The following is a 26,652-nucleotide window of genomic DNA, read 5'->3' as shown; positions in this document are numbered from 1 at the left end:
TGAACACCGAGACTATTGACAAGGCAAAGGCTCTGGAAGAAAAGTACGCTGCCAAGAGCTCGTTTGCAGTTGATGAAGAGCTTGAACAGATGAAGAAAGATCTTGGCGTTTAGAAGTTTTCCCGGTTTTTAGTTGTTCTTAAGTAATTATGCTTTTCGCAGCAGAAGCGTCTCCAGAGTAAACGCGAGATTGAATGAGAAGAAACAGATGGGCCAGCCTTTTGCTGAAATTGCTGAAGCCGAAGATAAGCTTGATTAGTGTGTCCGCTCCGGACTCATGCAGCTTGTTTCGGCTTTTTCTCTTTCCACTCGACTCTCCCAGTCTATTTTGAAGAATAGCCGTATCGCGAAGGCAAACCGTCCAGAAAATCGAGTTGATTGCGGGCTCATCCTCAAGACGAACCCTCTTGATTTAAACAGACTTACGTTCTGTGGAGGTGAATTGTGATAGAGATTCCCGAAGCATTTGTGCTTGCGAGTCAGATAGACGAGAATCTTTCCGGCAGGACAGTTGTCGGAGTTGAAGTGCCTGAGAATCCAGACAAGTTCTCTTTCTATCTTGGAGATCCACACGAATATAAAAGACGGTTGACTGGTTCGATTTTTTCTTCGGCCGGGGCAATAGGTGGAATGGTAGAAATTTCCGCCGACAGGAGGCGATTGGTTTTCTCAGATGGGGCCGCCCCGAGGTTCTACTCTCAAGATGAGAAGCCAAAAGCGAAGTCCCAGCTCACAGTGAAGTTCGGCGACGGTTCATCCCTGAGTGTTTATGTTCGGCTTTATGGAGGGCTATGGTGCTTCGAAGAAGGTGATTTTGACAACAAGTACTATTTTGTGGCACAGGAGAAACCGTCACCTATCAGTGACGATTTCGATGAAAACTATTTCTCGAAGCTCTTTGACTTCGAAAAAGCCGATTAACTTAGTCTAAAAGCCTTCCTGGCAACGGAGCAGCGGATACCGGGCTTGGGTAACGGTGTATTTCAAGATATAGCCTGGACTGCCGGGCTTCATCCAAGAATAAAGATAGGTAAGATTTCTGATGGTGACAAAGAGAGGTTGTTTTCTTCGATTAAGACCGTTCTCAAAGATATGACTGAAAATGGTGGTAGAGATTCTGAGAAGGACCTCTTTGGAGTTGAAGGGAAGTATAAGACAATCATTGGGAGGGCGACTTTTGGCAAGGCTTGTCCCAGATGTGGCGGGACGATAGGAAGTCAGAACTATCTTGGCGGAAAGGTATATTTCTGCCCATCTTGCCAGAGGCTGGAGTGAATGCTTCACCCCTTCAACTGTCTTGAGAAGATACTGATTTAGCTTCAAGAGAGTTAATGGGTACTCTATCATAGGTTATACTTACCTTGATAGAGAATGTTGAGCAAGGAGGATTTTCCGTGAGAAGTTTTTCTGAGCTTATTTCCTTGGCTAAGGCTAAGGGTCCACGAAGAGTTGTGCTTGTTGGTTCGGAAGACAGAGAAGCAGTCAAAGCCCTGAAATTTGCGTTTGATGAGGGAATCGCGGTGCCAGTCTTCGTAGGCGATGAAGAAAGAACGAATGAAATCCTTGAAGAAGAAGGGCTAAAGGGAGAAGTTGTGGGTGCTTCAAGTTCCGAGGAAGTATGCGAGAAGGGTATCAGACTGGTGAACTCCGGATATGCCGATATAGTTTTGAAAGGCCTTGTCAAGACCTCTACACTGCTAAAGGCAGTTCTCAACAAAGAATGGGGGCTGAGATCCGGAAAAATTCTGAGCCATATTGCCGCTCTTGAAGTCCCGGCAATTGATAGAATTGTCTTCATTACAGACGGTGGAATGGTAATTCGGCCAGACCTGCCGACCAAAATATCTATAATCGAAAACGCAGTATCCTTTTTGAAGTCACTGGATTACGAAAAGCCAAAAGTCGCATTGGTAGCGGCTGTTGAGACAGTAAATGAAAACATGCCGGAAACCCTTGAGGCAGCAGTGATCTCGAAGATGGGCCAGAGGGGACAGATAACAGATTGTGAGATAGATGGGCCTCTTGGAATCGATAATGCATTATCGTCGTTCGCAGCGGAAATAAAAAAGGTTACCGGTCCAGTTGCTGGCAGGGCTGATCTACTTGTTGTGCCCGATATTGCCAGCGGAAATTTCCTTGGGAAATCCGCCGTCTACTTTGCAGGTGGTAAAATTGCAGGGCTTATTTTGGGTGCCTCGGCACCGATTGTTATTGTATCCAGGGCCGACTCATCTCCCTCGAAACTCGCATCGATAGCTTTGGCAAGTTACTCATTAGGAGATAACAATGAAAGTGGTGTTTGAGGATGAAGTTCTGGATCTTGAAGGCGGAATTTCAGTCAGAGAACTTCTTATCAGTCTGGACGTTGATTCCGATCGGTACATAGTATTAGAGGACAAAAAAATGGCTGATCTGGACAGTCCTCTTGATGACGGTTCAGAGGTCTTGATCATCAAAGCGATCGTGGGTGGGTAGAGATTCAAGGAAGCTGCAGACAAAGTTATCAGGGATCTCAACACCGAGTTCAAGATTCTTTTTGTGTTCTCCATGGTAATCGCTGCCGCCTGTGGCAATTAGATCAAGTTCCTTCGAGATCTCAAGAAGATCATTCCTTGTCTCCAGATCGTACGTCTTGTAAAACACCTCGATTCCTTTCAGACCGTAAGATTTCATTGTTCTTACCATCTCCATGGTCCGATCACGATCGAGAGTCATGGAAAGAGGGTGAGCCAGGACTGGAATGCCCTCGGCAGAAAGGATGAGTTCTATGGCGGCTTTTATCGACAGCTTTTCTTTCTCTACGTATGCTCTTCCCTCTCTCCCGATGAACTGAGAAAAGGCCTCTTCTATGGAATCAGCGTACCCCTTCTTCACAATAAGATTCGCTATATGAGGCCTTCCGAGACTCTCGCCAGGAAAAGAATATTCAAGTTCTTCATCTGTTATATGAACTCCAAGAGATCTCAGCCTTGAGAGAATTCTGGTATTCCTTAGATCTCTTTTCAGTCTGACTTCTTTCAACTGGTTTTCGATAGAGACGACCGATGAAACCATACCGTAACCAAGAATGTCAAGAGTCTCGTGAAAATCACAGCTGATCTCCACTCCTCTTACGTATCTTATTCCCATCTGAGAAGAAAGATCGCTTGCTTCAGCTTGACCGGCAAGAGTGTCATGATCTGTTATCGAGAGAGCGGTAATTCTCTTCTCGAGTGATTCTTCAATTATCCCAGCAACCGAGCTGGTTCCGTCTGAATGGTCTGAATGACAGTGAAAATCAACAAACATTCGTCTGCCACCTTTCTTACTAATGATGATATTATTCTACTAGAGGTGATGACAATAGAATACTACCTCAGTGAAGGGACAATTCTGAAGAAACGTTACAAAGTTATCGAGCCGTTGGGTAGGGGTGGGTTCGGTTTAACTTATCTATGCTCTGACTTTCACAAGGGAAATAATGTCGCAGTGAAAGAGTTCTTCCCAAGAGGCGTAGAAAGAGAAGGCAACAACGTTAGACCGGTTAGCGATGACCTGAGAGAGATCTATTTCGACAAGCTCTCTTCCTTCTCCGAAGAATTCACGATAATGTCCAGAATCGAAGATGACAGAGTTGTTAAGGTTCTAGATCTTTTCACAGAGAATAACACCGCTTACTATGTGATGGAGTTCATAAGTGGAAAGACTTTAAAGGACACAGTAAAGAACGAAGGTGTGATGAACGATGGAAAGGCTTTTGAAATGGTGGACAGCATACTTGAAGGAGTATCGTCTATTCACGAAAGAGGTTATATTCACGGCGACTTAAAACCTACCAACGTAATGCTGACAGATGATGGAAAAATAAAAGTGATGGATTTCGGCGCAGCCTGTCTAAAGGATGTGTACCTTATGAATTCCCTCTCTAAAGTAGTCTCCCTCAGTTATACGTGTCCTGAGAAATTCTTTTCTTCATCGCCGCCGAACTATTCATGGGATGTGTATTCAGTTGGGGGGATTCTATTCTTTCTGGTGAGCGGAGAGGATCCTGTTCCATCGACGGAAAGAGTTAAGGGAGTACCACTAATCTTCGACACATTTTCAAGAAGGGCCAGGCGAATTCTCGACAAATCAATGGCATTGCTCTCGGAGAAAAGATACTCCGATGCAGTCGCTTTCAGAAAGGCCTTGAAGTCCAGATTCTTTGGACTTTGAGTCAGCGTCTGGCAATCAAGTCGTATACATTTTCCATCTCTGTTGAAAGATCAGAGAATTCGTCGATTTCTTCCAGAAGGCCAAGAAACATCTCTTTGACTTTCGCCTGAGCTTCCTCAAGGGATTCGTAAGAGAGTATAGTGAGTTTATCTTGTTTATCATCTTTTCCCGGCGTCTTTCCTAGCTCACTTTCTGTAGATATTACATCTTTTATGTCATCCATCATCTGAAACAACTTGCCGAATCTCAGCCCCAGTTGGCGCATTTTAACGAACTTCTCTTCCTCTTTTTCGGCAAATGGAGCTGCGAAACAGAAGCCGAAAAGAGAGCCCGTCTTGGCAGCGTGAATTCTTTCCATTTGTTCTCTTGACTTGTTTTCGGGAAAGACGTCTTCGAACTCACCTTTGACAACCTCCAGAGAAGTCTCTTGCCAGAGTCTCAATAGATTCAGCTTGGAACTGATTTCGATATCCAGAGAAGAGATTAGTTCTGAGGGATACAGCATCAGAAAATCCCCGGCCAATATGGCTTTGCACTCACCAAATTTTACGTGACTGGATGGCAAGCCCCGCCTTATAATATCGTTATCTATTGCAGGCAGGTCATCGTGGATCAAACTTCCGCTATGGAATAGTTCTACGGCAATCCCTGTCTTTAAAGCATTTTCCTCTCCAAAACCAGTGTACCTCGATAGTTCCCAGACAAGATATGCTCTAATTCTCTTTCCACCGGCCAGAGGAGTATAAGAGACTACTTCTTTCAAAGGTTCGTGAAGGTTCAGTTCATCGAGAAACCTTCTCAGATACGCGTTGAAAAAGGGCGCAAATTCAGCTAGATTCATTGTTCTCGTCTTTTCCTCTAAAGTGTTTCTTGAGCTCTTCAATGTCAAGATTTTCAATGAACTTCTTGAATCCTTCATTTTCCTCTTCCTGACCGTGCTTAAGAGTGTCAGTCTGAAGGTTGCTCAGGTCGATTGAACTCTCCAAGAATACGGCATCTTCTACGAAAATGGGGAAGCCCTTCTTGACGGCAAGCACTAGACAGTCCGATGGGCGAGCATCTATTATGTACAATTGACCGTTTCGATCCTGCAGATGTAGAGCCGCGTAATAGATATTGTCTTTTACCTGCCCGATCACCGCCTTTTCGAAAGTGCCCCCAAGTTGTGAGACTGTATTTACAAATAGATCGTATGTCAGAGGTCTCGGGAAGTCTTTTCCACTAACAGCAAGAGCAAGAGCCTCTGCTTCAAATGGGCCGATCCATATTCCAAACCCTTTGTTTGTCTTTTCAACCTCCAGTATGACTACCGGGGAATTGCTCTGGTCCAGGGCCAACCCCCTAAGTCTTACCTGCAACATAAAGCCCACCTCAGTTTCTAAGTGATTCCAGCGCATCTCTAATTATATTATAGACTCCTGCGCTGAACTCTTTTTCGGAAGTGAAATCTTCCGGCACAACCGGCTTAGATATGGCAAGAGAGATCCTTGACGGAGTGATAAGGAAACTGTTCTTCTTCAGAAGATTACGAGTTCCGTCTAGAGCGACAGGTACGACTTTCACCCCAAGTTTGAAAGGTATTGAAAGACTCCCGTCTTTGAATTCCCCAATTTCACCGGCAGTGCTCCGGGTCCCTTCAGGAAAGAGCAGAATTGTCCCGTCCTCTTTCAGTATTCTGAAGATTTTTCTAATAGCGCCTGCCGTTTGCGATCTGTTTCCCCTTTCAATGTATACTCCATCTAGAGCACTCACGAACCAGCTGACGCCTGGAATTTTCGACAACTCTTTTTTTGCTATGAAAGAAATTTCCGGATACACATAGCCAGGTATAAGCGGTATGTCGAACGCACTTTGGTGATTTGCCACGATAACCATCGGTCCTGTCTGGGGTACATTTTCCTTACCTGTTACCTTGACCTTTGATCCCGAAAGCACAAAGGCTGCCCTGCCAAACCTCGAGACCTCTCTCGATATGAAAGTCTTTCTCTCTTTCTTCCCTCTTATCCTGCCTATAAAGTTCCCGATAAGGATCACGATTCCGCCATAGACGCAGATGTAAAGGACTCCAAGCACGGCTATCCAGACAGTAACCACCAGACTAAGTAGCTTTTTCAGGAATTTCAATTCCCCCTACCTCCAATATTTTGCCATTCTTCATTCTGTACATTACCGACTTGTTCAGGGTTTTCGTCGTCAAATCCTCAAAGTCCAGCCCGGCTTCTACCCGGTTGATGTCAAATAGTCTTGCCTTTGTTGCAGGACTCGACGGTACGAAGACCGTACAACAGTCTTCATAAGGCAGTATTGACGTCTCGAACGTCCCGATTTTCTTGGCAAGTTCTATTGTTTCGATTTTATCGTAAGTGAGCAAAGGCCTGAGCACTATCAGATCTGTCTGTTCTTCGATTACTCTCAGATTTTCGAGAGTCTGGCTCGCCACCTGGCCAAGGTTCTCTCCTGTCACGACAGCAATTATCCTGTTCATTTCAGCAATTCTGTTGGTGATCCTCATCATTAACCTTCTCTGACAGACAAGGCTGTATCTCTCTTCAACATGTTTGTGAACGGCAATCTGAGCTTCTGTGAAGTGAATTGAATATAATCTAAACTCCCTGCCTCCATTGTATAGGGAAAGGGATTTCGCAAGTGAGAGAACTTTGTCGAAAGCCTTCTCTCCGGTGTATGGAGGACTGGAGAAGTGAATGGCGTCGAGATCCAATCCCCTCTTCTGAGCGAGCCAACCGGAGACAGGACTATCTATCCCTCCGGAAAGCAGCAGAATAGCCCTGCCGCTAACTCCGACAGGGAGACCTCCATTTGCAGTCGTTTTTCCGCATGAAATGAGAACTCCTTCATTTCTTATCTCAATCTCGATCTTGAAATCCGGATTGTGAAGATCGACGGAAGTTTCGGGAATCTCTTCAAGAATCCTCTCCCCCACAAGAGGATTTAGTTCGATGCTTTTCAATGGAAATCGCTTGTCGAGCCTTCTGGTTTCTACTTTAAAGGTTCTATTTCCTCTCTCGAGCTCTCTCTTTGCAAGGTCGGTGGAAGTCAGGTATATGTCCTCAAGATCGTAAGTTGTCCAAGTCCCCAAACTGTAGTTCTGGATTCCGAACGTCCGGGACATTACTTCTGTTGCCGTGTCCAGCTTATCAGAAGGTACGGTGACTATTATTCGCCCCCGGATCCTTTCTACGGTCGACTTTCCCAATTGTCTCTTTATGTTGTTTGACAGGACCTTCTCGAAGAGTTTTCTGTTTCCCTGTTTAAGAGCAATTTCACCATATCTCACTACCACGAATCTATCCATGAAGTACCTCCGATTGTTTTTGTCAATGTAGTTATATAATATTCCTATCATACAATCTTACTTAGGAGGTGTTCCTTTACATGAAGAAACTGCTATTAATCTCTTTCTTGGCTCTATTTTCATCGCTCTTTGTCGCTACGGATTTCGATACGCTCCACTCTGAGTTTGTTCAGATAAGGGCCGTACAGAACACTGAGCTAATGACTAGCTTCATAGAGAGGCTCGAATCAGAGGATTTGGGAGACATAGAAATTCTCACGTTGCTTGCGGACTCTCACAGAGAGTATGCGAACTGGATAGAAGACAAGAAAGATAGAGAAACTCACTATAAGAAAGCAAGAGAACTTGCGGAGAAGGCTATAGGAATGAACGATTCTTATGGGATGGCCTACTACGTCAAAGGGGCGGCAATAGGACAGCTCGCTCAGATGGCAGGGATAATCCAGTCTATGTTCCTGATAACCGACTTCGATAAGAGTATAGATAAGGCCATGGAACTTATGCCAGACAGTCCTTTTCCCTTCATTGCTAAAGGAATGAGAGATAGGGATACTCCCTGGCCTTACCGAAATTACGGAAAGTCTGAAGAACGATTCCTGAAGGCTATCGAAAATGATCCTGCATACATCAACAGTTACTACGAGCTCGCCCTCCTCTATCAAGTATGGAAAAAGAAGGATTTGGCCGCACAATACTACAGGAAGGTTCTTGATCTGGAAATTCAGACTAATTTCGTGGTTCAAGGGCAGGAGTCGAAGGAAAAGGCTCAGAAGTGGCTGGAAGATAACGGATACTGATGCTTTACAGAATCATCTTCTCTCTCGTTCCACTTGTTCTTATGCCGTTTCTCAATTACTCGTTTTTGCTATCGGCGGTAGCCGCTTCTCTAGTTTTTACGGGTATGATTCTTGGAAGCAAGTCAGTTCGTGTTTCTAGAATCCAGAACCTTACCCTTGTTCTCTTCTATGTAGTTCTATTATTTGGCTACTTTCAGGATACAACTGGCACAATGTACAAGAGTGAAGTTCTGATTCTCGCCGTGGCGCAAGCAGTATCGGGATTCTATGGATTTCTTCACCATAAGAAGCTGTTGGCGGTTGCCTTTTCACTTTTGTATTGGACTCTTGTTGGAGTGGCGATAGGCAGGGTCGCAAATGTTAGATTGGGAAGTGGCGGAATAGTGCTCGCTGCGGTTCTAATGATTTTAGTTGCGGCTCAGGATCTTAGAAGAATTCTGAAGCCCATTGTGAGGACTCCTTTTGAGCGGGATGGTGAAGATAAGTATGACTAGAACAGAGAGAATCAGAATTGGTATTGTTCAGTTCGAAGCAGACAATGATGAGCCGGGTGAGAATCTGGAGAAGGTGACAAGCTATGTCGAGAGTCTTGTTGAAGAAGACGTGAGCATTGTTGTTCTTCCAGAGATGTTCAACAGCGGATATGGAACCGATGAAGCCACCGTCAACAATGCGGTCGAGATGCAGGAGGAAACTGAAGAGGTTCTTTCGGCGCTCGCCGATTACAATGACATTGCCATAGTTGGCGGAATGGTAAATAGTACCAAAGATGGTCTTTTCAATTCCACTGTAATAATGCTTCCTTATCTTGAGGCGATTTACTACAATAAAACTCACCTTTTCCGCGATGAGAAGAAAGTCTTCACTCCTGGCAAAGAATTCAGATCTTTTGAGTATTTGGGTGTGAAGTTTGGACTACTTATGTGCTATGAAATCGGGTTCCCCGAAATCTCGAGAAAACTCTGCAGGCAAGGAGCCGAGGTTCTCTTAGTTCCATTCGCGTTTGGAAGAGAGAGAAGAATGATTTACGATACTGCGACCAGAGCTCGTTCAATTGAGAACGGGTGCTTCCTTGCGGCGGCCAGTCAAGTTGGATCGAATAAGTCCATGAACTTCGTCGGAGAAAGCAGAATCGTTTCGCCTTCAGGGGAAACAATTGCAGATTGCGGTGGCGCAGAAGGTTTTGCTTTTGCCGATGTTGACACTAAGCTTGTCAAGAGATATCGATTCAACGAGAGTCGTGATTCTCACGGCTATTTCTCTAACTTCAGAGACGATCTATACGTTTGAAACCCGGTTGACAGGTTCATTCCCATGAGATACAATAAATACCGTTAGTGGGCCGTTAGCTCAGCAGGCAGAGCGATTGATTCTTAATCAATAGGTTGCAGGTTCGATCCCTGCACGGCTCACCAGAGAGTGCAAATTAAGTGGAGAGTTTCTCCCACCCCCGCCTGAAGGTTGAGGGGTCAATACCTGAAAAGTAGGTTATTGACATGGCGGGAAATTCCGCCAATTTTTTTTGAGAGGTGATGTAGTATCGCAAGAGGTGATTCAACACCGAAAAACAATGAAATAATGACGAAGACGGTGAGACTTGTTGACATTAACGGGGAACAGCTGGGTGTTGTTCAGACATCAGAAGCGCTAAAAAATGCCAGAGAAAAGGGTCTAGATCTGGTTCTTGTGGCACCTGCGGCAAATCCGCCGGTTGCTAGAATCATGGATTACGGAAAGTATAAGTACGAAAAGGACAAGCGAAAGAAGGAAGCCAAGAAGAAGACCAAGCAGTCACAGCTTAAAGAGATGAAATTCAGGATCAGGATTGATGAGCATGATTTCCAGACTAAGACGAACAGGATCAAAGAATTCCTTGAAAAGGGAAGCAAAGTCAGGGTCGTCATAATGTTCAGAGGCAGGGAAATCGTCTTTTCAGATAAAGGAAGAGAGATTCTCGAAAGAGTTGCAGATCAGCTACAGCAGATTTCCGATATCGATCGGCCTCCGAAACTGGAGGGAAGAGATATGTGGATGATTCTCAAGCCAAAGGCAGCTCCTCAAGGAGGTAAGGATAATGGGCAACAAAGTAAAAATGAAGACTCATAAGGCAAGTGCCAAAAGGTATAAGGTTACCGGTAGCGGGAAGATCATGAGGAACCAATCTGGAACTGGCCATAATACCGGTAAGAAGAGTGAAAGCAGTCGCCGCGAGGCTCGAAAATGGAAGCTGGTCGAAGGCGGATACGAGAAGAAAGTCAAGAAAAGCCTGGGCATTTGACCCTTTTGAGAGGTGAGATTTAGATGCGTGTAAAAGGTGGAGTAAATTCAAAGAAGAAAAAACTGAAATATCTGAAGGCTGCGAAAGGCTATAGAGGTGCCCTGAGCAGAAGGTACAGGCTGGCCAAGCAGTTTTACATAAGATCTGGAGTCTATGCCTATGCAGGAAGAAAGATAAGGAAGAGAGATTTCAGGAAACTCTGGATCACCAGGATCAATGCCGGTGCGCGAATTGCAGGCACCAAGTATAACGATCTGATTCATGGTTTGAAAATTGCAGGTGTGAACATCAACAGAAAGATGCTTGCAGACCTTGCAGTTAATGATTTCAATACGTTTAAGGAGTATTGCGAGATCGCCAAATCGGCACTTAACGGAAATTAAAAGGGGCTTAGGCCCTTTTTTTTTGAGAGGAGATGAGACAATGGAATACTCTGCAAAGAGAATAGGGAAGATGGCCTTCTACGCAAAAACCCCCTCAGGTCATGATATATATATGGACGCCAAGGAAGCTTCAGGCGGAGACGGGTCGGCACCAAGCCCGATGGAGACGGTTCTGGCTGCATTGATGGGGTGCACGTCGATGGACGTTGTTTCCATACTCTCCAAAATGAAGGTCAACGACTACGAATACTGGATTTCTGCAAATTATGAGTATGCTAAGGAGCATCCAAAAGTCTTCACAAGCATTGAACTTGTCTACCATTTCTCCGGCAAGAATCTTCCGAAGGACAAAATTGAAAAGGCAGTGAATCTATCGCAGGAGAGATATTGCTCTGTCTCTGCTATGCTTAAGAATTCGGTAGATCTTACTATGAGGATTGAATATGGGGGCGAAGGAAATTGAATCCACAGGAGATGGCAGAAACAATAGAGAAGATCAGAAACAACGTCAAGTCAATAAAGCACAAAATACTTGTGATGTCAGGAAAAGGCGGAGTGGGCAAATCTACTGTTGCGGTGAATTTGGCGCTGTCTCTTGCGGATGAGGGATTCAGAACGGGTCTAATGGATATTGATCTTCATGGGCCGAATGTGGCGAGAATGGTCGGACTCAAAAAACAACCTGAGGTAATTGAGAATCAGATCTTTGCCCCAGAGGTCCTCCCGAATCTCAAGGTGATAAGCATTTCCAGTTTTGTTGAAGAAGATGCCCCGGTAGTATGGAGAGGTCCTATGAAGACAACGGCAATATACCAGTTTCTGGGTGACGTTGCGTGGGGCGAACTCGACTTTCTAATAATTGATTCTCCTCCGGGTACGGGAGACGAGCCGCTAACTGCTCTCCAGACTCTTTCCGACATAATGGCTCTTGTAGTGACTACACCTCAAGCCGTTGCCGTTCAGGATGTGAAAAGAGCGATAAATCTTGTCAAGACCATGCACAGAAGAACTCTTGGCATTGTTGAAAACATGTCATTCATGAGATGTCCAAACTGTGGAGAGGTAATTAAGCTTTTTGGAGAGGGAGGAGGAAAGAATCTCGAGAATCTCTTTGACATTCCGCTTCTAGGCTCCCTTCCCTTTGATCCGGCGCTGGTAGGGTTTTCTGACATCGGTAAGAGCATAGTGACACACATGAGGGGTTCTGAGCTTGAATCCGCTTATCGAGATACAGTGAAAGAAATAATTCAGAGGGTGAAGCTGTAGTGGGTAAGTTCAAGAGCATGACACTTGAATGGAAAGAAGATCGACTGATGCTCATCGATCAAAGAAGACTTCCTTCAAAGGAAGAGTTTGTTGAATGCCTGACTCACGAAGACGTATATCTTGCAATCAAAAATATGGTTGTCAGAGGTGCACCGGCAATAGGCGCAAGTGCAGCATTCGGTTATCTTCTAGGTGCAAGAGAGGCTCAAACCGTTTCTGAAGAGATGTTTTTCGGACACATGGTTTCTGTCAAGAAAAGACTTTCGGAGAGCAGACCTACTGCCGTGAACTTGTTCTGGGCTCTTGATAGAATGGAAATGACGCTTAATTCCCTCCGAAAGAGGGAAAGGAAAGATCTAATTGCGTCTCTCGAAAGCGAAGCGCTCAGAATAGCCAGTGAAGATATCGAGGTAAACAAGGCAATAGGGAACAACGGCGCAGCGATTGTGAGAGATGGTGATGGAATACTTACTCATTGCAACGCAGGAGCACTCGCGACTGTGGATTATGGAACGGCACTGGGCGTGATTAGGGCGTCCGTGGAGCAAGGTAAAAAGATATCGGTTTATGCCGACGAGACTCGACCTTATCTTCAGGGGGCGCGCTTGACGGCGTGGGAGCTCATGAAATCGGGTGTCGACGTCACGCTCATCTGCGACAATATGTCTGGATGGGTAATGAACAAAGGACTGGTGGATCTAGTACTGGTGGGAGCAGACAGAATTGCAGCAAATGGCGATGCGGCAAATAAGATTGGTACGTATTCAGTGGCGATTCTTGCTGAGAAACACGGAATTCCCTTCTACATAGTTGCTCCTTTAAGTACGGTGGATCTCTCAACTCCGACAGGAGACGAAATCCCAATAGAGGAAAGAGACCACCGTGAGATAACTCACATAGGAGACCAGCAGATTGCTCCCGATGATGTAAAATGTTTCAACCCCGCTTTTGACGTAACTCCATGGAGTTTGATAACCGGAATAATCACGGAAAAGGGTATTGCAAGGCCGCCATATGATATTTCACTGAAGAAAATGTTTGAATAGAATCCTGGAGGAGGTTTTTACATGTGGGAGTCTTTGAAGAATAGTGACAAACAGGTATTCGATATCATGGTGAAGGAGCTAGAAAGACAGAGAAACGGTCTGGAGCTGATTGCTTCTGAGAACTTCGTTTCCAGGGCAGTCATGGAGGCTATGGGATCCGTCATGACAAACAAGTATGCGGAAGGATATCCGTCTAAGAGATATTATGGTGGATGCGTCTTTGTTGACGAAGTCGAGGAACTTGCTAGAGAAAGGGCCAAGAAGCTTTTTGATGCTGGATTCGCAAATGTTCAGCCACACTCGGGATCACAGGCAAACATGGCCGCCTACCTGGCGGTTGCCAAGCCTGGCGATACCATCATGGGGATGTCTTTGAGCCATGGAGGACACCTAACTCACGGTTCTCCAGTAAATTTCTCAGGGAAGCTTTTCAATGTTGTGGCATATGGTGTCGAAGAGGAGAGCGAGCTTATCGACTATAGTGAAGTGAGAAAGCTTGCCCTCGAAGCTAGACCTTCGGTGATTATTGCCGGCGGAAGCGCTTATTCCAGAATAATAGACTTCAGGAAGTTTAGAGAGGTAGCGGATGAGGTCGGCGCGATTCTTATGGTAGACATGGCTCACTTCGCCGGTCTTGTAGCTGCGGGTCTGTATCCCAATCCGCTGGACTTTGCTCACGTCGTGACGACGACTACGCACAAGACTCTGAGAGGTCCTCGAGGCGGTATGATTCTTACGAATGATGAAGGGATTGCCAAGTCGATAGACAAGATGGTTTTCCCCGGGACTCAGGGCGGCCCCCTGATGCATGTCATTGCTTCTAAGGCAGTCTCTTTCGGCGAAGCTCTGGAGGACAACTTCAAAGTTTACCAGCAGAGCATATTGGAGAACACTCGTCAGTTAGCGAAATCTCTTGAAGAAAAGGGGTTAAGGATTGTTTCCGGTGGAACGGATACCCATCTTTTCCTTGTAGATCTTACTCCGATCAATGTAACAGGGAAGGCCGCTGAAAAGTCTCTTGAGAAAGCAGATATAACAGTTAATAAGAATACCATCCCAAAGGAGACAAGATCTCCTTTTGTTACAAGTGGAATAAGAATTGGAACTCCCGCCGTCACTACAAGGGGTATGACGGAGAAGGAAATGCCGGTTATTGCCGATCTGATCATCCGAGTCCTTGAAAGCATAGAAAGTGAAAAGGGCGACCTACCCGAATCAAAGGTGAAGGAGATAAGCGGGGAAGTCAAGGCTCTCACCGAAAGATTCCCACTTTATTCTGATTTGATTCACAGGGGTGATTAGTATGTTTGATCAGCTGACAATAGTCAATCATCCTCTTATTCAGCACAAGTTGGGAATAATGAGAGATAGCCAAACCGGCCCCAAAGAGTTTAGAGAACTCCTCAAAGAAATAACCTTGCTCTTGACCTATGAGGCGACAAGACACATACCAACTTTTGAGAAGGAAATCACAACTCCTCTTGTCAGGATGGTCGGTCAGTCCATCGAAGACAAGAAAGTAACCGTAGTTCCTATTCTCAGAGCCGGCCTCGGTATGGTTGAGGGGGTTCTTTCCCTAATGCCCAATGCTTCCGTTGGCTATATTGGCATTTACAGAGATCCCGATACGATTCAGCCTGTTGAATACTACTCAAAGCTTCCCGGGATCGACGAAACGACACAAATCTTCGTTCTAGATCCGATGCTTGCAACTGGCGTATCATCGTCTTGGGCTTTGAAACTGGTAAAGAGAGCCGGAGGGAAGCAGATCTCTTTGATGTGTCTCATCGCAGCTCCCGAAGGTGTGAGATTCATCGAGAAGAATCATCCTGACGTGAAGGTTTTCACTGCAGCTCTTGATGAAAGACTGAATGACCATGCATATATCATTCCTGGATTAGGAGATGCCGGTGATAGACTCTATAGAACGAAGTAAGTTTCGTGCTCTCGTTTTAGGCGGTTACTTGGAAGATATCGAGATTTCGGGTAGCGGGCACAACGCCGAGATAAAACAAACTCCAGGCGGGTCGGGCTTCAATGTGGCTAACTGCCTTTCATTGATTGGCGCCGATGTACTCTTCTTGAGTTGCTTTGGCGCCGGCGATTCTCAAAAATGGCCTTTTGCGGCTATTCCGGTCACCTCTAGTTGTTCAAGCGGGATCTTCCTCTTTAGAGATTCCGAGGTTATGGCAGTTGAAAAACCTTCGTTAGCAAGCATCAATGAGGAATTGCTCGAGCTTCTTTCCGGGGAGAGATTCGATCTACTGTACAGCACCCTTGAAATTGGCCAATTTGCGGCCTCAACGGCAGCTTCGACGGAGTCGCGGATTAAGATCATAGATCCTTCTCCCTTTCATGAATTCAAAGGGCTTGAGGGTTTGGAGAAGTATGATTTCATTCTCGCTAATGACTATATGTCATTTGATAGAGACGACAGACGAGTAATAATAAAGGCTTCGTCAAAAGGTGCACTTTATGGAAAGAAGGAGTATCTGCCTCTGCGAATCGGAAAAAGCCGCTTTGGCAGTGGAGATCTCTTTGGAGCAATCTTTTCGCTTCAAGTTGCGACAGGGGCTTCTCCTGAAGAAGCAATAGAAGAAGCTGTGAAAATAAGTGGAGAATACTGTTATCAGGAAAAATCAATCGGACAGTTCTTGCTTGGCATTAGGGACAGTCTTGATTACGTGATAAGGAGCTGAGTTTATGTCGGGCAAGCTCACGGTTGTTGTGGGACCAATGTATTCGGGGAAGACTTCGACTCTTCTCTCTATGGTTGAGATCTACACTCTTGGAAAGAAACGTATAAAGGTTTTCAAGCCAGTAATTGATACCCGATACTCATCCAGTCATGTCGTAAGTCATTCAGGCCAAATGGCGGAGGCGATAAATGTGAATGACTCTTCAGGAATAGAAGAGATCGTCTCGCGCGAAAATGAGAGGCTTGATGCAGTATTCATTGACGAGACGAACTTCTTTGATCAGGGTCTGCTTGAAGTAGTTGAGAAGATGATTTTCTCTGGAATCGATGTGTTTTGCGTGGGACTCGATCTCAGCTACAAACACAGACCGTTTGCTGTAACTGCTAATTTGATGGCTGCGGCAGATGAAGTAATAAAGAAAAAGGCCGTCTGTCACATTTGTGGAGAATACAACGCAACGGTAACTCACAGGATTTCAGGCGCAATCGATACGGAAATCGATGTTGGAGGAATGGAGAAATACATTGCAGTCTGCAGAGATTGTTACATAAAGCTTAATTCGTTGAATCACAAATGAGTGTTTGCTTGCGTCTTAAAATCACTTTCAGAGCGAGGTTCATTCCCTTCAGCAAGTATTGATGATCAATCTACTGAAGATGTTTCTCGAAGGAACATAGGTGAATTAAGTATATTGATGTCTTTCCGGTAATCAAAATTTAATATAAGTAGAAGATAATCACAGTTGTTGTTTAGATAAGTTCAACATTCACGTGCAGACGCGTTGTATACTTTTCAAGCTGTGGAGGTGTTTGGATGTTTGAAAATCTCCAGGACAAACTCGGCAGAACATTTAGGTTGCTGAGTGGAAAGGGAAGAATCTCGGAAAAAAACATAGAAGATGCCGTTAAACAGGTAAAACTATCGCTTTTGGAAGCAGATGTCAACTACAAGGTAGTCAAGGAATTTATCAGCGGTGTGACAGAGAAGGCCCTTGGTGAAGAAGTACTGAAATCATTTTCACCGGATCAGCAATTCATCAAAGTTGTGAGAGATGAACTGATAAAGATGCTGGGTGAAAAAAACGTCCCACTGAAGCTTTCGAGTCAACCGGCCAAGATCATGATGGTGGGTCTGCAGGGAAGCGGAAAAACAACTACTACGGCAAAGCTCGGCACTCTTTTGAGAAAAGAAGGCCGGAAACCGCTTCTTGTTGCGGCAGATGTATACCGGCCGGCGGCTGTAGATCAGTTGATGCAGCTGGGGAAACAGATAGATATGCCTGTCTTCACGGGTGATAGAAAGAACCCTGTTCGTATTGTACATGAAGCAATGCAGCAGGCAGTCAAGAACATAAATGATGTCGTGATTCTTGATACAGCGGGAAGACTTCACATCGATGACACAATGATGAGAGAGCTGAAAGATATCGTTGCTGCAGTCAAGCCCGATGAGATTCTCATGGTTGTCGATGCGATGACAGGTCAGGATGCTGTTAACTCAGCAAAGGCATTTAACGAATCACTGGAGCTCTCGGGTTTCGTAGTGACAAAACTTGATGGAGATGCGAGAGGCGGAGTTATTCTATCTATAAGACATGTCACGGGAAAGCCGGTGAAGTTCATCGGAGTCTCTGAAAAGCCCGATGGGATTGAAGCCTTTCATCCCGACAGAGTTGCTGGACGAATACTTGGAATGGGAGATGTGTTGTCTCTTATAGATAAGCTTCAGTCCAACATAGACGAGGAAAAGGCGAAGGAGATGGAGGAGAAATTCCTTAAGAACAAATTTGATCTTGAGGACTTTCTTGAGCAGTTGAAAGAAGTCAAGAAGCTCGGGTCTATCGCAGATATTATGGAAATGATACCCGGTGCACCGAAAGATGTGGATTTGGCCGGGAGCGAGAAAAGTATGAAGCGGACAGAGGCGATTATCAGTTCGATGACTGCTCAGGAGAGAAGAAATCCAAGGCTCCTTAATTACTCGAGAAAGCAAAGAGTAGCAAAAGGAAGCGGAACGTCAATTCAGGATGTAAACAAGCTCCTGAAATCATATGATCAGATGAAGAGTATGATGAAGCAGTTTGGAAGGAAAGGAAAACTTCTAAAAGGCATGAAAGGATTTCCATTTTAGATAGTAGAGAATCAGGAGGTGTACGTAAAGAATGGTAAAGATAAGGCTAACAAGAATGGGTAGAAGAAACAGGCCTTTTTACAGGCTTGTTGTAGTCGATTCTCAGAAGCGTAGAGACGGAGCATATATCGACTCTCTGGGGTTCTATGATCCTATAAGAGATCCTGGTATCATGAGCGTCGATGTCGATAAGGCTGTGGAATGGATTATGAAGGGGGCTCAACCAACAGAGACTGCAAGATCGATTCTTGCGAAATTCGGAGTTATGAAGAAGGTTCACGAACTCAAGTTTGTCAAGGAAGCTGGAGAGAAAGCAGAATAATGAAGGAAGTGCTTGAACACATTCTGAAGGGAATAGTTAGGGAGCCCGATCAGATAACCGTTTCAGAGACCATTGATGAAAACGGGAACACAGTCTTTGAAATTGGTGCCGCAGAAGAAGATGTCGGCCAGATTATTGGAAAGGATGGTAGGACAATCAAGTCAATCAACGTACTTCTCAACGCTCTTGCAGGCTCATCAAAAGAAAGTTTCATTCTAAAGGTGGTCAGATGAGCGATTTGAAAGACGATTTTCTGGAAGACATGATTCCTATCGGGCGGATAGTGAAGCCGCACGGTCTTCACGGTGAAATGAAGGTGAAAGTTTCCCTTGAAGATGAAGATGCCTTCAGGAACGTCGGGAAGGTTCTTCTCTATAACGAGAAAACAGAATCACGTTTCACCGTCTCGATTGATGGAGCCCGTAGAGCCACAAAAGGATGGATCTTGCATTTCGAAGGCATCAATTCGATGGCTCAGGCACAAAGATTTGCCGGCTTCCATCTCTACATCGAAGTCCAGATTCTGCCAGAATTGAGCGAAGGAGAGTACTATTACTTTCAGGTTCTTGGTTGTAAGGTTTTTGATGAGAATCGCAGCTTCATTGGTATTGTTGACGATATTATTGAAACGGGTTCGAATGATGTAATGGTCGTTGTTCATCACGAGAAAGACTTTTCCATCCGAGAAGAACTCATTCCAATGATAAGGGACTGTATTATCGAGCTAAACTTTGATGATAAGACGATTATTGCGAGGTCTTTGAAATTTGAAGAGGTCAAGCCTGAATGAGGATAGATGTTCTAACTATATTCCCGCAGCTTTTCGAAACTATTTTCAACTGGGGCGTAATTTCGAGAGCGCTTGAGAAAGAGATAATCGTTTTTGAAGCCGTAGATATTCGAGATTTTACGGATGATCGCCACAGAACTACCGACGACTATCCATTTGGTGGAGGGAGCGGTCTGGTTATGAAGGCCGAGCCGATTCTCAGGGCAGTTGCGAGTCGCTTTACGGAAAATAGCAGGCCATACATAATCTACCCTTCTCCTCAAGGAAAGGTCTTTGATAACAAGAAAGCTCTTGAACTCAGCAAACTCAATCACATTACTTTCATCTGTGGCCGTTACGAAGGGATTGATGAAAGGGTTATGAGCGTGGTTGATGAAGAACTCTCGATTGGTGATTTCGTGCTCAGCGGTGGGGAAGTTCCCGCAATACTCATGATAGAGGCTGTTTCGAGATTCATACCGGGAGTAATCGGAGACATGGAATCCGTCATTAATGATTCCTTTTTCTCCGAACTACTCGATCACCCACATTACACAAGGCCTAGAGAAGTGAATGGAATTGAAGTGCCCGAGGTGCTTCTCAGTGGTAATCACGAGATGATTGAAATTCAAAGGAGAGTGGAGAGCTTAAGGAGAACGATCGAAAGAAGGCCGGACATCTTTTTGAAGCATGAGTTTGATCTCTCTGACAAGAAGGCCTTGCTTATGCTGTTCGAGGAGCTGAGAAAGGATGTTGAATAACATATATCTTGCTTTGATTCACTACCCGGTTTTAGGAAGGCATGGGAATATCGTTTCGAGCGCCGTTACAAATCTTGATGTTCACGATATCTCCCGCACTTGTAGAACTTACAATCTGAAGGGCTATTTTGTGGTGAGCAATCTTCCTGCGCAGAGAGAGATCGTAGACAACGTCCTCAACTACTGGCTTGAGGAGTTTGGAAAAGAGTACAATCCAAGCAGAAGCGAAGCGCTGACGGTTGTTAAGAGGGCATCGTATATTGAAGATGTTCTTGAAGATATTGAAGAGATCGAAGGGCAGAAACCTGATCTTGTTTTTACCTCAGCAAAGAGGGGAAGAGACAGGCTCACATACGGAGCAATGAGAGACATTATAGCAGGGAGCAAAAAGCCGCATCTTCTTCTATTTGGAACGAGCTGGGGTTTGCCCGAGGAAATTGAAAGAATGTGCAACTACTCGTTGGAACCGCTGAGAGCTAATTCGGATTTCAATCATCTCTCTGTGAGAGCAGCGGTTGCGATAGTATTAGATAGATTAATTCAAGAGGATACAATATATGTTAGGAGGGATTAAGATGGATCAGTACATAAGGTCTCTGGAAAACGAACATTTGAGGGAAGATCTGCCGAAGATGGGTCCGGGCGATACCGTAAGAGTAAGCGTAAGGATTAAAGAGGGTAATAAAGAAAGGGTACAGGCCTTTGAGGGAATTGTTATGGGGATCAGAGGCAGTGGAACCGGAAAGTCTTTTACCGTTAGAAGAGTTGGAGCGGCGGGTGTTGGAGTCGAAAGAATCTTCCCGTTCACAAGCCCGTCTCTGGAGAAGATAGAAGTTCTCAGAAGGGGAAAGGTTAGAAGAGCGAAGATTTACTACATTCGAGATGTGAAGGGTAAGGTAAAGATAAAAGAGAAAAGGGACTGACGCTAAGTGTCTGACAAAATGTCGGAAAAGGCCTCTGAAAAGAAAGGATCGCGCTTTCTCCACGAAGTTAGAGAGTGGGGAAAGGCGATTCTTTACGCGGTTGTCTTCGGTACGATAATTCGTCTGTTTGTCTTTGAGACAATGTTAGTTCCGACTGGCTCGATGATACCTACAATAAACCCTCCCGCTCGACTATTCGTGGAGAAAATCACCTATGAATACAGAGAACCGGATTATGGGGACATCGTCGTGTTCTGGACTCCGTATGTGGATATCGAGTCGCAGAAGTATCTGCGTGGGTTCGATAAGTTCATGGACCTTTTCGCCCCTGCAGAGTACAGAGGTCATGTAAAGTACGTTAAGCGGTTGGTCGGTAAACCGGGTGATGTCCTGGAACTTAGAAAGGCTCCAGACTACACTTCCGCTAATCCAGTCTATCAGCTTTACGTCAACGGAGATATCCCTCCTGCGCTGGAAGAAAGGCGTTATGTAAGGGAAGGAATATTCTACGATCCGATGTTCTATTTCGGACTGGCTCATCCCGACGATCCCACTGTCAGGATTTCACCGTATTACAGACTTTACCAGGCATACAAAGGGCTTATTGAATACACGGAGTACTATGACACAGTTCTGAGCCCTCTTGGGATGGGAGAGTATATTAGTCAAGACCCGGCGACAGGGGAAGTCAAAGTCACGATTCCAGAAGGGTTCAGATTCATGATGGGAGATAACTCCACCAATAGCTTCGACAGCAGGTATTTTGGCTTTGTTCCGGAGAAAGCTATAGTTGGGAGCCCGATGCTTACCATTTGGCCATTATCTGATTTTGGGCCATTAAAGAAATAACCGGGGGAACCCCGGCTCTGGCGGAGGCGGTGGGACTCGAACCCACAAGGGGCGTCAACCCCACCGATTTTCAAGACCGGCTCCTTAGCCAATTAGGATACGCCTCCGTTTAGGAAATTATACCTCTTTGATACTTCAGATTCAAGGGGTGTTAGATCTTGAGAGACGTACAGAATGAGAAGGACAAGAGGAATATTAAGATCAATATGGTTGGGATAAAGTCAATCGAGTATCCAATAATTGTGTTGGATAGGAAATTCGGGACTCAGCAAACAGTTGGAAAGTTCGATCTCTTTGTTGATCTTCCAAAGGATTTTCGAGGTACCCACATGTCTAGATTTGTGGAGGTTTTAGAAAGGCACCATCGAAAAATCACCCCGAGAAACATGGAATCGATTCTTGATGACATGAGAGAATCTCTTAAGGCAGATGTTGCGCACGTTAAGGTTGAGTTTCCATATTTCATCAGAAAGAATGCTCCGGTAAGTGGCAGCGAGAGTTTCAGTTCATTCCGATGCTCTTTCAATACTATGAAAGATGGTGCATTTGATTTCATTCTTGGAGTCAAGGTTCCCGTCATGACCGTCTGCCCCTGTTCAAAGGAGATAAGCGACAGGGGAGCTCACAACCAAAGGGCAGAAGTCTCTGCCTTCGTCAGAATGAATTCTCTTGTATGGATTGAAGAAATAATCGAGTTCGTCGAGAAGTCTTCTAGCGCCCCTATATATTCTCTTCTTAAGAGGGAAGACGAAAAATACATTACCGAACACTCGTATGATAACCCCCGGTTTGTAGAGGATCTTTCCCGAGAGGTCGTTCTCTTTCTTCAAGAGGATGATCGTATCAGCTGGTACAGAGTTGAAGTGATCAGTCAGGAGTCAATTCACAACCACGAGGCATACGCTTGCATCGAAAAGGAATGAGCCACAATGTTCTCATTTGAATCGCTTGAACCGTCTCTTCGCTCAAAATGTAAGATGCTTATAGAGCTAATGATTTCTTCTCCACATAATCTCACTTCTGTCAGGATATTCGAAAGAGCTGTGACAGTACACTTAGAGGACGCTCTAATTCCCTTTGCCGATTATGCGTTGGATGGCAGTTATGTGGATATCGGAAGTGGCGGTGGGATTCCAGGTCTATTGCTGGCAACGGTTTTTCCGAAATCATCTTGGGTGCTTCTTGATTCGATTGCAAAGAAGACTCAAGAGATCGAAAGATTCGCTCGTAGGATGGGACTTAATAATGTTGCAGTGAAGACTGCCAGAGCGGAAGAATTGGCTCTCAAGAACAGAGCAGGATTTGATGCGGCCTTTCTGAGAGCAGTAGCAAGAAGCGACGTGTCAATGGAACTCGCAGCTCCACTGGTGAGGATTGGCGGCAGTATTTTTCTCTATAAAGGTCCTGGCTGGAACGAGGAGAAAAGATTTGCGGGAGTTGCAGAAGAGAGGCTTCGCCTCAGTCTGTCGCAAGAGAAGGAATATCGTCTTTCAGACGGATCTGCCAGGTTCCTGATAGTCTACGAGAAGAAAGCAGAAACACCGGGAGAATTTCCAAGGAGAGTCGGAATGGCCTCAAAGTCCCCGCTCGGAGGTTCAAAGTGACTGAAAATACTGGGAAACTATGGATTGTCGGAACTCCAATTGGCAATCTAGATGACATGACTGTTAGAGGCAGGAAGATTCTGGGAGTTGCAGATTTGATCCTTGCGGAAGATACAAGAAGAATGAGGGCATTACTCGCTTCTCTCGAAATATTCAGGAAAGAGGTCATCTCTCTGAATATGCATAACCAGGAAGAAAGAGTGCCGTTCGTTATTGAGCGCCTGAAAAAGGGAGAGCAAATCGCTCTTTCCAGTGATGCTGGAATGCCAGTGGTTTCGGATCCAGGAGCCCTAATTATTAGGGTTTGTCGTGAGCAAGGATTTGAAATCGACATCGCCCCTGGTCCCAGCGCCGTTTCATCTGCGCTTGCAATTAGCGGCTTTCCAGGAAGCCACTTCACTTTTCTTGGGTTCCTTCCAAGAGGAAAGAATCGCAGAAGAATCTTCAGAAAGATTGCACAGGGGCTTTATGCGGAGAGTGTCATAGTCTTTTTCGAGTCCCCATTCAGACTGACCGAGACCTTGAGCGATCTTCTTGAAATAGTTGGCGATCGGGAAGTCTTTGTTGCAAGAGAGATGACAAAACTTTTCCAGGAATCCTTCTTTGGGAGAGTATCTGATTCAATTGAGAGATTCGGAGCTTCCGAAGTCAAAGGAGAGATAACGGTCGTTCTTTCGGGAAGGGAGAGTCAAAATGCTTGAGATGATGAGGAACTTCTTCTGCCTTTCCCCGGCGATTGCGGCAACTATTCTTTCCCATGAGTATGCTCGTTTTATTACCGCAAGAAGATTCGAAGCTATAAAACCTGAATGGGGAGAACCGGGATTCATTAGAAGAATAGATCCTGTCGGCCTTCTGATGTATTACTTTTTTAAGTTCGGTTGGTCGAGGCCGTTTCCCGTCAACTACTGGAAACTGAGAAAAGTCGGGTATTTCAAAGCGATACTGACTTCTATCTCAGGATCTATTGCCAACTTCTCATTAGGCCTCGTTGCAGGTCTCCTCTTTTATCTTTCAGGTCTTTACCAGTACTCGACTTTCTTGCCGGAAAGTGTCAGTTCATTTCCTGCCAGTTACGTTGCGGATGTTGTCTACTGGACAATGGTGATCAATCTCAACACTGCATTGTTCAACCTAATTCCAATACCGCCTCTGGATGGAGCGAATATAGTTACTGTGCTCGTTCCCGAAAGCCAGGTCAACTGGTTGGTCAAGTATGAACTCTACGGAATACTCACTCTTCTTGTTCTGTCTCTAATGGGCATAATTCAGCTGATAATGTGGCCAATAACACAATTCATACAGCTTCTTGCGAGGTTGATCGCCTAATCTGTCTCGTTTCTAAGTCTAGAATCGATCATTTCGACGACCTCTGCGAGAGCCTCTTTCAGATCGCTTTCATAATTGAGAGTGAAGCCTGAAGCCTTCTGATGTCCTCCACCTCCGAACGCGACCGCAATCTCGCTTACATCGAAATATCTCTTTGATCTCAAAGAGACATGAGCCTGGCCTTTGCAAGCTTCCGAAGCGAAGAGGGCAACTTCGACGCTTTCAATAGATCTCAACTCGCCAACAAATCCCGTAAAATCGTCCTCCGTTAGAGAGTGCCTCTCAAAATCCTTCATAGTCAGGTAAGAATAGGCGAACCTGTTCTCTGAAATCAATTTGATGTTGTCGATTGCCTCTCTCTCTAAGAAAAGCTCTTCGATCCTTCTCGTCTCCAGAATCGCTGTTGCAACAAAGGCGGGATCGGCGCCCAATTTGACGAGTTCAGCCGCAGCCTCAAAGACCGAGCTATCCACGTTAGAGTATCTGAAGAATCCTGTATCCGTTGCTATGCCAAGGTAGTTCATCAGGGCGAGATCGCTGTCATATTCAACATCCATAAGTTTGAGAAGGTCAAGAACCATCTGGGCAGCCGACGAATATGACGCATCTACCCAGCACTCATTCGCGAAGTAAGTGTTTGTTGCATGATGATCAATCACTATTGACGTGACGTCCTTTCTTAGAAACTCTTCAAACTTGCCTATTCTATCAGGGGAAGATGCGTCGACAACAATAATCAAGTCTGGCTCTGAGATATCCTCGCTGTATTCCCTTATTCTTTCCACCCACGGAAAGACATTGAAACTCGATGGAATCCTCCAGTCGATCGCCGGTGTTACTCTCTTGCCGAATTTCTCAAGACCCATTGAAAGAGATACAACCGAAGAAATGCAGTCTCCGTCGGGCATTATATGGCCGACAACAAGTATGTTATTGGCTTCCTGAATGCATGAAAGGACACTGTTTACCTTTCTTATCATGATATGCTCGCCTTTATTGATTCGATTGCTCGCTGCACAATAGAAGTGAATCTGGGTCTGATTCTGTTGGCCGTCTTCACAACATCGGCGTGAGTCAATTTTTCTTTAAGAATTCCCGAGGCCATGTTGGTCACGCAAGAGAGAACAAGAAGTTTCATTCCGCAGTGCTTGGCTGCAATTACTTCCGGAACTGTTGACATTCCTACGAGATCGGCCCCGAAGGATTCGAATGCCTTAATTTCTGAGGGAGTCTCATAACTTGGACCTAGAGCCCAACAGTACGTTCCTTCCTTCAAGTCAATCCCCTCATTGCCAAGTCTAACTCTCAGTTCATTCAACCAGTCTCTGTCGACGATCTCAGACATGTCGGGAAATCTTACTCCGTAACGCTCGTCATTCTGACCCCTAAGGGGGTTTCGAAAGCCTAAGTTAATAATGTCGGTCACAGCTATGATATCTCCGGGAGTGAAACTTCTGTTTATGCCCCCCGCTGCATTTGTAATCAGCAAATTCTTCACTCCCAGTTCCTTGAACAAATATATTGGGGCAGAGACGTCTTTAATCTCATGACCTTCATAGAAATGGAAACGTCCTTCCATTGCAACGACTGGCAGTCCATGGAAAATTCCAAAGACGAGCCTTCCTGAGTGGCCTTCTACCGTAGTGTTCGGAAAGCCGGGAATCTCGCAGTATTCTATTGCCGTCGGTTCAGCAAACTGCTCCGTCAAGTAGCCAAGCCCCGATCCAAGTATTAGCCCTGCTTTAGGCAAAAGGCTAACCCGTTTGATCACTGCCTTTTTCATCGCTTCAAAATTTGTCATAGCAAACCTCCGAAAGTAAAGCCTTTCAAATTATTATATAATAATGAAAGCTTTTGAGAATCGAGAGCCATTTGACTTTGTAGCTTCCGATCAATATAATTGTTCCGATTTCCAGAAAGAATTCGAAGGGAGGAAATCCTTTGACAGCAGATGAAGTTTTCGACAGAGTGAAAAGCATAATCTCTGAGA

At 45.2% G+C, this 26,652-nt stretch carries 36 protein-coding genes, 2 tRNA genes and 1 pseudogene; 31 read left to right on the top strand and 8 right to left on the bottom strand.

Annotation, left to right across the window (positions count from 1 at the left end; translation table 11 throughout):
* The 4 genes and pseudogenes from ENN47_01680 to ENN47_01665 all read left to right on the top strand — a co-directional run.
* Positions 1-113: PspA/IM30 family protein (locus tag ENN47_01680; GenBank protein ID HDP76897.1), on the top strand; the 113-nt coding region annotated here is incomplete at its 5' end.
* 330 nt (positions 114-443) lie between these two features.
* A pseudogene (locus ENN47_01675) lies at positions 444-1,274 on the top strand (endonuclease VIII).
* 119 nt (positions 1,275-1,393) lie between these two features.
* Positions 1,394-2,302 (top strand): bifunctional enoyl-CoA hydratase/phosphate acetyltransferase, encoded by a 909-nt coding sequence (locus tag ENN47_01670; protein ID HDP76896.1) that lies wholly within the window; start codon positions 1,394-1,396, stop codon positions 2,300-2,302.
* On the top strand, positions 2,286-2,474 hold the full coding sequence (locus ENN47_01665; GenBank protein ID HDP76895.1) for a hypothetical protein: 189 nt from the start codon (positions 2,286-2,288) through the stop codon (positions 2,472-2,474). The genes ENN47_01670 and ENN47_01665 overlap by 17 nt, the downstream gene beginning before the upstream one ends.
* Here ENN47_01665 and ENN47_01660 read toward each other — a convergent pair.
* Positions 2,436-3,287, bottom strand: a complete 852-nt coding sequence (locus tag ENN47_01660; GenBank protein HDP76894.1) for a PHP domain-containing protein — start codon at positions 3,285-3,287, stop codon at positions 2,436-2,438. The two genes, ENN47_01665 and ENN47_01660, sit on opposite strands and share 39 nt — an antisense overlap.
* Positions 3,288-3,332: 45 nt before the next feature.
* Here ENN47_01660 and ENN47_01655 point away from each other — a divergent pair, with 45 nt between their 5' ends.
* Entirely contained in the window at positions 3,333-4,193 is an 861-nt protein-coding gene (locus ENN47_01655; GenBank protein ID HDP76893.1) for a serine/threonine protein kinase, read from the top strand.
* Between the two features lies 1 nt (position 4,194).
* Here the strand turns inward: ENN47_01655 and ENN47_01650 are convergent, their stop codons facing one another.
* From ENN47_01650 to thiI, 4 genes are read right to left on the bottom strand one after another with little or no spacing between them, the layout of a single operon-like run.
* Complete coding sequence (locus ENN47_01650) at positions 4,195-5,034, bottom strand: polyprenyl synthetase family protein (GenBank protein HDP76892.1); 840 nt, start codon at positions 5,032-5,034, stop codon at positions 4,195-4,197.
* On the bottom strand, positions 5,021-5,554 hold the full coding sequence (locus tag ENN47_01645; GenBank protein ID HDP76891.1) for a bifunctional nuclease family protein: 534 nt from the start codon (positions 5,552-5,554) through the stop codon (positions 5,021-5,023). Before ENN47_01645 ends, ENN47_01650 begins: the two co-directional genes overlap by 14 nt.
* 10 nt (positions 5,555-5,564) lie before the next feature.
* Positions 5,565-6,317, bottom strand: coding sequence for a 1-acyl-sn-glycerol-3-phosphate acyltransferase (locus tag ENN47_01640; GenBank protein ID HDP76890.1), 753 nt, complete (start codon positions 6,315-6,317; stop codon positions 5,565-5,567).
* On the bottom strand, positions 6,292-7,506 hold the full coding sequence (gene thiI / locus ENN47_01635) for a tRNA 4-thiouridine(8) synthase ThiI (protein ID HDP76889.1): 1,215 nt from the start codon (positions 7,504-7,506) through the stop codon (positions 6,292-6,294). Before thiI ends, ENN47_01640 begins: the two co-directional genes overlap by 26 nt.
* An 80-nt stretch (positions 7,507-7,586) precedes the next feature.
* Between thiI and ENN47_01630 the strand changes: the two genes are divergently transcribed.
* The 22 genes from ENN47_01630 (at position 7,587) to lepB (ending at position 21,729) form a co-directional block, all read left to right on the top strand.
* Positions 7,587-8,303 carry a hypothetical protein gene (locus ENN47_01630; GenBank protein ID HDP76888.1) on the top strand — a complete coding sequence of 239 codons (717 nt, stop codon included), beginning with the start codon at positions 7,587-7,589 and terminating at the stop codon, positions 8,301-8,303.
* Positions 8,303-8,797 carry a hypothetical protein gene (locus tag ENN47_01625; protein ID HDP76887.1) on the top strand — a complete coding sequence of 165 codons (495 nt, stop codon included), beginning with the start codon at positions 8,303-8,305 and terminating at the stop codon, positions 8,795-8,797. The genes ENN47_01630 and ENN47_01625 overlap by 1 nt, the downstream gene beginning before the upstream one ends.
* Positions 8,790-9,593: a carbon-nitrogen hydrolase family protein gene (locus tag ENN47_01620; protein HDP76886.1), complete on the top strand. Its 804-nt coding sequence runs from the start codon at positions 8,790-8,792 to the stop codon at positions 9,591-9,593. The genes ENN47_01625 and ENN47_01620 overlap by 8 nt, the downstream gene beginning before the upstream one ends.
* Before the next feature lie 49 nt (positions 9,594-9,642).
* Positions 9,643-9,718 (top strand) — tRNA-Lys (locus ENN47_01615).
* Between the two features lie 163 nt (positions 9,719-9,881).
* The gene (locus ENN47_01610) at positions 9,882-10,409 is read left to right on the top strand and encodes a translation initiation factor IF-3 (GenBank protein ID HDP76885.1); all 528 of its coding nucleotides are present in this window, start codon (positions 9,882-9,884) and stop codon (positions 10,407-10,409) included.
* Positions 10,378-10,581, top strand: coding sequence for a 50S ribosomal protein L35 (rpmI, locus tag ENN47_01605; protein HDP76884.1), 204 nt, complete (start codon positions 10,378-10,380; stop codon positions 10,579-10,581). Before ENN47_01610 ends, rpmI begins: the two co-directional genes overlap by 32 nt.
* Before the next feature lie 23 nt (positions 10,582-10,604).
* Positions 10,605-10,964, top strand: coding sequence for a 50S ribosomal protein L20 (locus ENN47_01600; GenBank protein ID HDP76883.1), 360 nt, complete (start codon positions 10,605-10,607; stop codon positions 10,962-10,964).
* 40 nt (positions 10,965-11,004) lie between these two features.
* Positions 11,005-11,427 carry an OsmC family peroxiredoxin gene (locus ENN47_01595; GenBank protein ID HDP76882.1) on the top strand — a complete coding sequence of 141 codons (423 nt, stop codon included), beginning with the start codon at positions 11,005-11,007 and terminating at the stop codon, positions 11,425-11,427.
* Positions 11,428-11,438: 11 nt separating this feature from the next.
* Positions 11,439-12,230 (top strand): ATP-binding protein, encoded by a 792-nt coding sequence (locus ENN47_01590; protein HDP76881.1) that lies wholly within the window; start codon positions 11,439-11,441, stop codon positions 12,228-12,230.
* A complete protein-coding gene (gene mtnA / locus ENN47_01585; GenBank protein HDP76880.1) occupies positions 12,230-13,276 on the top strand; it encodes an S-methyl-5-thioribose-1-phosphate isomerase in 1,047 nt (348 codons plus the stop codon). The genes ENN47_01590 and mtnA overlap by 1 nt, the downstream gene beginning before the upstream one ends.
* Before the next feature lie 21 nt (positions 13,277-13,297).
* Positions 13,298-14,578, top strand: a complete 1,281-nt coding sequence (locus ENN47_01580; protein HDP76879.1) for a serine hydroxymethyltransferase — start codon at positions 13,298-13,300, stop codon at positions 14,576-14,578.
* Position 14,579: 1 nt separating this feature from the next.
* Positions 14,580-15,212, top strand: coding sequence for a uracil phosphoribosyltransferase (locus ENN47_01575; protein ID HDP76878.1), 633 nt, complete (start codon positions 14,580-14,582; stop codon positions 15,210-15,212).
* Positions 15,181-15,975 (top strand): carbohydrate kinase, encoded by a 795-nt coding sequence (locus tag ENN47_01570; protein ID HDP76877.1) that lies wholly within the window; start codon positions 15,181-15,183, stop codon positions 15,973-15,975. The genes ENN47_01575 and ENN47_01570 overlap by 32 nt, the downstream gene beginning before the upstream one ends.
* Positions 15,976-15,979: 4 nt before the next feature.
* A complete protein-coding gene (locus ENN47_01565; GenBank protein ID HDP76876.1) occupies positions 15,980-16,552 on the top strand; it encodes a thymidine kinase in 573 nt (190 codons plus the stop codon).
* 236 nt (positions 16,553-16,788) lie between these two features.
* Complete coding sequence (locus ENN47_01560) at positions 16,789-18,105, top strand: signal recognition particle protein (GenBank protein HDP76875.1); 1,317 nt, start codon at positions 16,789-16,791, stop codon at positions 18,103-18,105.
* A 31-nt stretch (positions 18,106-18,136) separates the two neighbouring features.
* Positions 18,137-18,427, top strand: a complete 291-nt coding sequence (locus ENN47_01555; GenBank protein ID HDP76874.1) for a 30S ribosomal protein S16 — start codon at positions 18,137-18,139, stop codon at positions 18,425-18,427.
* Positions 18,427-18,660: a KH domain-containing protein gene (locus tag ENN47_01550; GenBank protein HDP76873.1), complete on the top strand. Its 234-nt coding sequence runs from the start codon at positions 18,427-18,429 to the stop codon at positions 18,658-18,660. The genes ENN47_01555 and ENN47_01550 overlap by 1 nt, the downstream gene beginning before the upstream one ends.
* Positions 18,657-19,217, top strand: a complete 561-nt coding sequence (gene rimM, locus ENN47_01545; GenBank protein HDP76872.1) for a 16S rRNA processing protein RimM — start codon at positions 18,657-18,659, stop codon at positions 19,215-19,217. Before ENN47_01550 ends, rimM begins: the two co-directional genes overlap by 4 nt.
* Complete coding sequence (gene trmD / locus ENN47_01540; GenBank protein ID HDP76871.1) at positions 19,214-19,957, top strand: tRNA (guanosine(37)-N1)-methyltransferase TrmD; 744 nt, start codon at positions 19,214-19,216, stop codon at positions 19,955-19,957. Before rimM ends, trmD begins: the two co-directional genes overlap by 4 nt.
* Positions 19,947-20,531 (top strand): RNA methyltransferase, encoded by a 585-nt coding sequence (locus tag ENN47_01535; GenBank protein HDP76870.1) that lies wholly within the window; start codon positions 19,947-19,949, stop codon positions 20,529-20,531. The genes trmD and ENN47_01535 overlap by 11 nt, the downstream gene beginning before the upstream one ends.
* A gap of 1 nt (position 20,532) precedes the next feature.
* On the top strand, positions 20,533-20,880 hold the full coding sequence (rplS, locus tag ENN47_01530; protein HDP76869.1) for a 50S ribosomal protein L19: 348 nt from the start codon (positions 20,533-20,535) through the stop codon (positions 20,878-20,880).
* 6 nt (positions 20,881-20,886) lie between these two features.
* Positions 20,887-21,729 carry a signal peptidase I gene (gene lepB, locus ENN47_01525; GenBank protein ID HDP76868.1) on the top strand — a complete coding sequence of 281 codons (843 nt, stop codon included), beginning with the start codon at positions 20,887-20,889 and terminating at the stop codon, positions 21,727-21,729.
* A gap of 18 nt (positions 21,730-21,747) precedes the next feature.
* Here the strand turns inward: lepB and ENN47_01520 are convergent.
* Positions 21,748-21,836, bottom strand: a tRNA-Ser gene (locus ENN47_01520).
* A gap of 48 nt (positions 21,837-21,884) precedes the next feature.
* Between ENN47_01520 and ENN47_01515 the strand changes: the two genes are divergently transcribed.
* Genes ENN47_01515 through ENN47_01500 form a run of 4 tightly spaced genes read left to right on the top strand, consistent with a single transcriptional unit; the run spans position 21,885 to position 24,662 of the window.
* Positions 21,885-22,652 carry a GTP cyclohydrolase I FolE2 gene (locus ENN47_01515; protein HDP76867.1) on the top strand — a complete coding sequence of 256 codons (768 nt, stop codon included), beginning with the start codon at positions 21,885-21,887 and terminating at the stop codon, positions 22,650-22,652.
* Between the two features lie 6 nt (positions 22,653-22,658).
* The gene (locus ENN47_01510) at positions 22,659-23,333 is read left to right on the top strand and encodes a 16S rRNA (guanine(527)-N(7))-methyltransferase RsmG (protein ID HDP76866.1); all 675 of its coding nucleotides are present in this window, start codon (positions 22,659-22,661) and stop codon (positions 23,331-23,333) included.
* Positions 23,330-24,034: a 16S rRNA (cytidine(1402)-2'-O)-methyltransferase gene (gene rsmI / locus ENN47_01505; protein HDP76865.1), complete on the top strand. Its 705-nt coding sequence runs from the start codon at positions 23,330-23,332 to the stop codon at positions 24,032-24,034. Before ENN47_01510 ends, rsmI begins: the two co-directional genes overlap by 4 nt.
* Positions 24,027-24,662, top strand: a complete 636-nt coding sequence (locus tag ENN47_01500) for a site-2 protease family protein (GenBank protein HDP76864.1) — start codon at positions 24,027-24,029, stop codon at positions 24,660-24,662. The genes rsmI and ENN47_01500 overlap by 8 nt, the downstream gene beginning before the upstream one ends.
* On the opposite strand, the gene ENN47_01495 is transcribed toward ENN47_01500, so the two are convergent.
* Positions 24,659-25,642, bottom strand: coding sequence for a bifunctional oligoribonuclease/PAP phosphatase NrnA (locus tag ENN47_01495; GenBank protein HDP76863.1), 984 nt, complete (start codon positions 25,640-25,642; stop codon positions 24,659-24,661). The genes ENN47_01500 and ENN47_01495 overlap by 4 nt on opposite strands.
* Entirely contained in the window at positions 25,639-26,463 is an 825-nt protein-coding gene (locus ENN47_01490) for a purine-nucleoside phosphorylase (GenBank protein HDP76862.1), read from the bottom strand. The genes ENN47_01495 and ENN47_01490 overlap by 4 nt, the downstream gene beginning before the upstream one ends.
* Positions 26,464-26,652: the final 189 nt, after the last annotated feature.

Origin of the sequence: Mesotoga infera, from assembly GCA_011045915.1 — a bacterium.
GTDB classification, from domain to species: Bacteria; Thermotogota; Thermotogae; order Petrotogales; family Kosmotogaceae; genus Mesotoga; species Mesotoga infera_D.
The sequence above is the reverse complement of the archived record's forward strand: the minus strand, read 5'-3'. Positions and strand labels throughout refer to the sequence as shown.

Bases quoted from the DNA above. Each gene is read 5' to 3' on its own strand.
- ENN47_01665 (HDP76895.1), top strand. From the start codon at position 2,286: ATGAAAGTGGTGTTTGAGGATGAAGTTCTGGATCTTGAAGGCGGAATT.
- ENN47_01660 (HDP76894.1), bottom strand. From the start codon at position 3,287: ATGTTTGTTGATTTTCACTGTCATTCAGACCATTCAGACGGAACCAGC.
- ENN47_01650 (HDP76892.1), bottom strand. From the start codon at position 5,034: ATGAATCTAGCTGAATTTGCGCCCTTTTTCAACGCGTATCTGAGAAGG.
- ENN47_01645 (HDP76891.1), bottom strand. From the start codon at position 5,554: ATGTTGCAGGTAAGACTTAGGGGGTTGGCCCTGGACCAGAGCAATTCC.
- thiI (HDP76889.1), bottom strand. From the start codon at position 7,506: ATGGATAGATTCGTGGTAGTGAGATATGGTGAAATTGCTCTTAAACAG.
- ENN47_01630 (HDP76888.1), top strand. From the start codon at position 7,587: ATGAAGAAACTGCTATTAATCTCTTTCTTGGCTCTATTTTCATCGCTC.
- ENN47_01625 (HDP76887.1), top strand. From the start codon at position 8,303: ATGCTTTACAGAATCATCTTCTCTCTCGTTCCACTTGTTCTTATGCCG.
- ENN47_01620 (HDP76886.1), top strand. From the start codon at position 8,790: ATGACTAGAACAGAGAGAATCAGAATTGGTATTGTTCAGTTCGAAGCA.
- ENN47_01610 (HDP76885.1), top strand. From the start codon at position 9,882: ATGACGAAGACGGTGAGACTTGTTGACATTAACGGGGAACAGCTGGGT.
- rpmI (HDP76884.1), top strand. From the start codon at position 10,378: ATGGGCAACAAAGTAAAAATGAAGACTCATAAGGCAAGTGCCAAAAGG.
- ENN47_01600 (HDP76883.1), top strand. From the start codon at position 10,605: ATGCGTGTAAAAGGTGGAGTAAATTCAAAGAAGAAAAAACTGAAATAT.
- ENN47_01595 (HDP76882.1), top strand. From the start codon at position 11,005: ATGGAATACTCTGCAAAGAGAATAGGGAAGATGGCCTTCTACGCAAAA.
- ENN47_01590 (HDP76881.1), top strand. From the start codon at position 11,439: ATGGCAGAAACAATAGAGAAGATCAGAAACAACGTCAAGTCAATAAAG.
- ENN47_01580 (HDP76879.1), top strand. From the start codon at position 13,298: ATGTGGGAGTCTTTGAAGAATAGTGACAAACAGGTATTCGATATCATG.
- ENN47_01575 (HDP76878.1), top strand. From the start codon at position 14,580: ATGTTTGATCAGCTGACAATAGTCAATCATCCTCTTATTCAGCACAAG.
- ENN47_01570 (HDP76877.1), top strand. From the start codon at position 15,181: ATGCCGGTGATAGACTCTATAGAACGAAGTAAGTTTCGTGCTCTCGTT.
- ENN47_01565 (HDP76876.1), top strand. From the start codon at position 15,980: ATGTCGGGCAAGCTCACGGTTGTTGTGGGACCAATGTATTCGGGGAAG.
- ENN47_01560 (HDP76875.1), top strand. From the start codon at position 16,789: ATGTTTGAAAATCTCCAGGACAAACTCGGCAGAACATTTAGGTTGCTG.
- ENN47_01555 (HDP76874.1), top strand. From the start codon at position 18,137: ATGGTAAAGATAAGGCTAACAAGAATGGGTAGAAGAAACAGGCCTTTT.
- ENN47_01550 (HDP76873.1), top strand. From the start codon at position 18,427: ATGAAGGAAGTGCTTGAACACATTCTGAAGGGAATAGTTAGGGAGCCC.
- rimM (HDP76872.1), top strand. From the start codon at position 18,657: ATGAGCGATTTGAAAGACGATTTTCTGGAAGACATGATTCCTATCGGG.
- trmD (HDP76871.1), top strand. From the start codon at position 19,214: ATGAGGATAGATGTTCTAACTATATTCCCGCAGCTTTTCGAAACTATT.
- ENN47_01535 (HDP76870.1), top strand. From the start codon at position 19,947: ATGTTGAATAACATATATCTTGCTTTGATTCACTACCCGGTTTTAGGA.
- rplS (HDP76869.1), top strand. From the start codon at position 20,533: ATGGATCAGTACATAAGGTCTCTGGAAAACGAACATTTGAGGGAAGAT.
- ENN47_01510 (HDP76866.1), top strand. From the start codon at position 22,659: ATGTTCTCATTTGAATCGCTTGAACCGTCTCTTCGCTCAAAATGTAAG.
- ENN47_01500 (HDP76864.1), top strand. From the start codon at position 24,027: ATGCTTGAGATGATGAGGAACTTCTTCTGCCTTTCCCCGGCGATTGCG.
- ENN47_01495 (HDP76863.1), bottom strand. From the start codon at position 25,642: ATGATAAGAAAGGTAAACAGTGTCCTTTCATGCATTCAGGAAGCCAAT.
- ENN47_01490 (HDP76862.1), bottom strand. From the start codon at position 26,463: ATGACAAATTTTGAAGCGATGAAAAAGGCAGTGATCAAACGGGTTAGC.